This is a genomic window from bacterium (assembly GCA_040753085.1).
GTDB lineage: Bacteria > UBA9089 > JASEGY01 > JASEGY01 > JASEGY01 > JASEGY01.
The window spans coordinates 1-3,555 of the sequence record JBFMHI010000211.1 but is presented as its reverse complement, the minus strand read 5'-3'; the positions used below and the strand labels follow the sequence as shown (position 1 = coordinate 3,555).

Annotated in this window: 5 protein-coding genes; 2 read left to right on the top strand and 3 right to left on the bottom strand. The window is 45.9% G+C overall.

All coding sequences use genetic code 11. The annotated features are described in order from the left end of the window. Positions 1-255 precede the first annotated feature (255 nt). Positions 256-702: a hypothetical protein gene (locus AB1797_13585; protein ID MEW5768617.1), complete on the top strand. Its 447-nt coding sequence runs from the start codon at positions 256-258 to the stop codon at positions 700-702. A 115-nt stretch (positions 703-817) separates the two neighbouring features. Here the strand turns inward: AB1797_13585 and AB1797_13580 are convergent, their stop codons facing one another. Continuing rightward, positions 818-2,146, bottom strand: coding sequence for a glutamine synthetase family protein (locus AB1797_13580; GenBank protein ID MEW5768616.1), 1,329 nt, complete (start codon positions 2,144-2,146; stop codon positions 818-820). A gap of 60 nt (positions 2,147-2,206) precedes the next feature. Beyond that, positions 2,207-2,458, bottom strand: coding sequence for a helix-turn-helix domain-containing protein (locus AB1797_13575; protein ID MEW5768615.1), 252 nt, complete (start codon positions 2,456-2,458; stop codon positions 2,207-2,209). Positions 2,459-2,603: 145 nt separating this feature from the next. Between AB1797_13575 and AB1797_13570 the strand changes: the two genes are divergently transcribed. Beyond that, positions 2,604-2,831, top strand: coding sequence for a hypothetical protein (locus AB1797_13570; protein MEW5768614.1), 228 nt, complete (start codon positions 2,604-2,606; stop codon positions 2,829-2,831). A gap of 26 nt (positions 2,832-2,857) precedes the next feature. Here the strand turns inward: AB1797_13570 and AB1797_13565 are convergent, their stop codons facing one another. Beyond that, complete coding sequence (locus tag AB1797_13565) at positions 2,858-3,409, bottom strand: sigma-70 family RNA polymerase sigma factor (protein MEW5768613.1); 552 nt, start codon at positions 3,407-3,409, stop codon at positions 2,858-2,860. Positions 3,410-3,555 lie beyond the last annotated feature (146 nt).

Here is a 3,555-nt window from a genome sequence, read left to right as displayed (position 1 = left end):
GCCGACGCTGTCAGGACAAAAGGAGATGAAACTTAACCCATAGCACTATAATCTGTAATGAGCTTACTTTTTTAACTTGATTTTGAGTAGATACGGTCCTCCATAGATGTTGCAAGGGAGGTTTTATGATTCAGAAAATTGTCACGAAGGCAAGTTTGCCAGATTTTTGTGAAGTGAAAGTCAATCTTGCCTACTGGCTGTCAAGAAGCCCTTCCGAGCGAGTTGAAACAGTTGAACAGTTGAGGAAGTTGCAGGATGGAAGCTCAGCAAGACTTCAAAGAACTGCTCGCGTTGTTCAACGCGCATGCGGTTGAATATGTCATCGTTGGGGCGTATGCGCTTGCGTTCTACGGGGCACCCAGGTACACTGGCGATATGGACATCTACGTACGTCCGGGCGAGGCGAACGCGGGGCGCATTATGGCTGTACTCAAGGAGTTCGGGTTTGGGTCGGTAGGACTGTCTGGGCAGGACTTCATCGAACCGGACAAAGTAGTTCAGCTTGGCTATCCGCCGGTTCGGGTTGACTTAATGACTTCTATATCGGGAGTCTCTTGGGAAGAAGCGTTTGGCCATCGAGTTTCGGGAGAGTATGGAGACGTCCCTGTCTTCTACATAGGCAGGGAGGACTTTCTGAGGAACAAGCGTGCATGCGGCCGGAAAAAAGGCGCGGCTGACCTCGAAGCTCTTGATGAATCCTGATGAGAAATCGTCGAACAACGCGATGGAGCCAACCCCACTGGGGCGGCTCATCGCGGCCGTTAGTCGGATAGTAACTCCTGCCTTCCTACCTTAATATCTCTTCTCCCCTTTTTCCTTACAGAATCGGAAGATATTTATCCAACTCATACTGGCTTACCTGGATACGATACTCTTCCCATTCCTTCTTTTTTAACTCAATAAACCGGGTGAAGATATGGTCGCCTAAGGTCCTTCTCACCAATTCGCTGTTCTCAGTGATACTAATTGCCTGGCCCAGACTGCCGGGCAAGGAATCTATCCCCCGGGCCTTTCTTTCCACATCTGTCAAATGATAAAGGTTCTTTTCCATTGGTTCCGGGAGTTCATATTTCTTCTCAATTCCATCCAGGCCAGCCTGGAGGATAACCGCAAAGGTGAGATAGGGATTGCAAGCAGGGTCAGGACATCGCAGTTCCATCCGGGTGGCCTGTTCTTTACCTGGGTGATAGACAGGCACCCTGACCAGGGCTGATCTATTTCTTTGTGACCAGGCAATATAGACCGGCGCTTCATATCCTGGCACAAGCCTTTTGTAAGAATTTACCCACTGGGCAAAGACAGAGCTCATCTCTTTGGCATGTCTTAGCTGCCCGGCAATGAAGCTCTTAGCCACGTCGCTCAAGTGGTATTTATCATTGGGGTCAAAGAAGGTATTTTTGTCACCCTTAAAAAGGGACTGATGAGTATGCATCCCACTTCCATTTTCACCAAAGATTGGTTTGGGCATAAAGCTGGCAAAGACGCCGTACTTTTGAGCTATCTCCTTGACCACTAACCGGTAGGTCACCATATTATCAGCCATCAGCAAGGCATCGGCATATCGCATGTCGATCTCATGCTGAGAAGGCCCCACTTCATGATGACTGTATTCCACCTGAATGCCCATGGCCTCTAAAGCCAGGACGGTCTCTCTTCTCAAGTCTGAGGCGGCATCAAGCGTGGTTAAATCGAAATATCCTCCGCTGTCAAGCACCTCCGGGGCATCCGAGGAATTGAAGTAGAAATACTCAAGTTCAGGGCCAATGTAATAATGGTCAAACCCCATATCTTTGGCGCGCTGGAGCACTTTTCGCAACACATAACGGGGGTCTCCCTCATAAGACTTCCCTCCCGGAACCAACACATCACAGATCATCCTGGCCACGGCCTTCTCTTTCGGCCTCCAGGGAAGTATCTGGAAGGTGGAAGGATCAGGCTTAGCGATCATATCGCTCTCTTCAATCGACTGATACCCGGTAATGGATGAACCATCAAAGCCCATCCCATCATTTAAGGCATGCTCAAGCTCTGCCTCAGTAATAGCGAAGCTCTTTACCTGCCCCAGGATATCCGTAAACCATAAACGGATAAACTTGACATCCTGCTCCTTGACCAACTTTAATACATCCTCTTTTGTTTGTGCCACTTCTACTACCTCCTTAAAATTAGATATCAGATCACAGATCACAGATTACAGATGCCAGGCTTATCTGGGCTCTGTGTTCTGGGTTCTGTCTTGCAACCCTTTAATCTCCTCGATCTTGGCCTGGATGGTCTGTTGGTCTACGTGGAGAATTTTAGCCACTTTCTCCTGATCGCCACCGGTTCTCTCAAGGAGCTTTTCCAGCAAGGGCTTCTCTACCACCTCCAGGATGAATCCATACAGAGCCTCATCATCCCAGGTAAGAAATATTTCCTCAAGTTCTTCTATGGCCTTTTCAAGGGGGGTTCTCTTCATTATGTCTATATAAGTAAAAAATCATCCCTTTTGGTAACCCCCCTTCTTAAATTTTTTGCCCATATTTTCCTTTGGTAAATCTTGACAAAAGTCGAGAAATATGATATAAATATAATATTGGATCCTGAATAAGAGGAGGATAGAGATGGAGATTGCCATAGGTTTAATGGGTTTAAGCTTGACCCTCTTAGGTCTAATTTTAGCCTATATCTGGAAAAGTAATGGTCATCTTCAAAGGGAGATGATGAATGTTCAAAGGGAGATGATGACTGCCCTGGAGCATATTGAAGAAAGCCAGAAGGGAATTGCCCAGATGCTTCTTAATCAGACAAAGATCTTAGAGAAAGTTGAAGAAAGATTATCATCAGCATAGAAGATAGACTTACTTTTGGTAAAAAATCATCCCTTTTGGTAACCCCCCTTCTTAAATTTTTTGCCAATATTCTCTTTAATCTGGATTACCCGGACATGAGAGATGCCCAGTTTTTGGCTAATGGCTCTTACCGTATAATCCTGTGAGAGGAGTTCAGCTACTTCTTCTTCGCGCCGAGTCAACTCTTTCTCTTTCATCTGACGAATAAAAAGCATATCATCTACTTTTTCCTCAAAAAGGGGAGTCTGACCAACAATCAGTTCCTCTAAGGAGATGCCGTCTTCTCCTAATGGTTCATTAAGACTTACCACCTTGGCCTTTTCTTTGTATCGACGCAGGTAATTCTTTAGATGGAAATAGCAGCTTCCCATAATATAAGCCTCGTTTTTCCCTTCAAGCTCTCCCTTTCGCCATCTCTCCCAGAGGTGATAAAGCATCTCCTGGAATAGGTCATCCTTATCTATGATCCCCCTGATGTAAGGAGCTGACTTGGCCGCTAAATGTCTTATTCGGGGAGAAAACTTCTTAACTAACTCTCCAAATTCCATTAATCCCCCTTCGGGTCTTGGTGCCTTCATCGTCAGATTTACTCCTGAGGTATCTACTCAAAATCAAGTTAAAAAAGTAAGCTCATTACAGATTATAGTGCTATGGGTTAAGTTTCATCTCCTTTTGTCCTGACAGCGTCGGCATAAGAGCTTCCCCTCCCTTGAGGCTTATCCTT

Coding starts and splice junctions, on each gene's coding strand:
- AB1797_13570 (MEW5768614.1), top strand. CDS start 2,604: ATGGAGATTGCCATAGGTTTAATGGGTTTAAGCTTGACCCTCTTAGGT.
- AB1797_13565 (MEW5768613.1), bottom strand. CDS start 3,409: ATGAAGGCACCAAGACCCGAAGGGGGATTAATGGAATTTGGAGAGTTA.
- AB1797_13585 (MEW5768617.1), top strand. CDS start 256: ATGGAAGCTCAGCAAGACTTCAAAGAACTGCTCGCGTTGTTCAACGCG.
- AB1797_13575 (MEW5768615.1), bottom strand. CDS start 2,458: ATGAAGAGAACCCCCCTTGAAAAGGCCATAGAAGAACTTGAGGAAATA.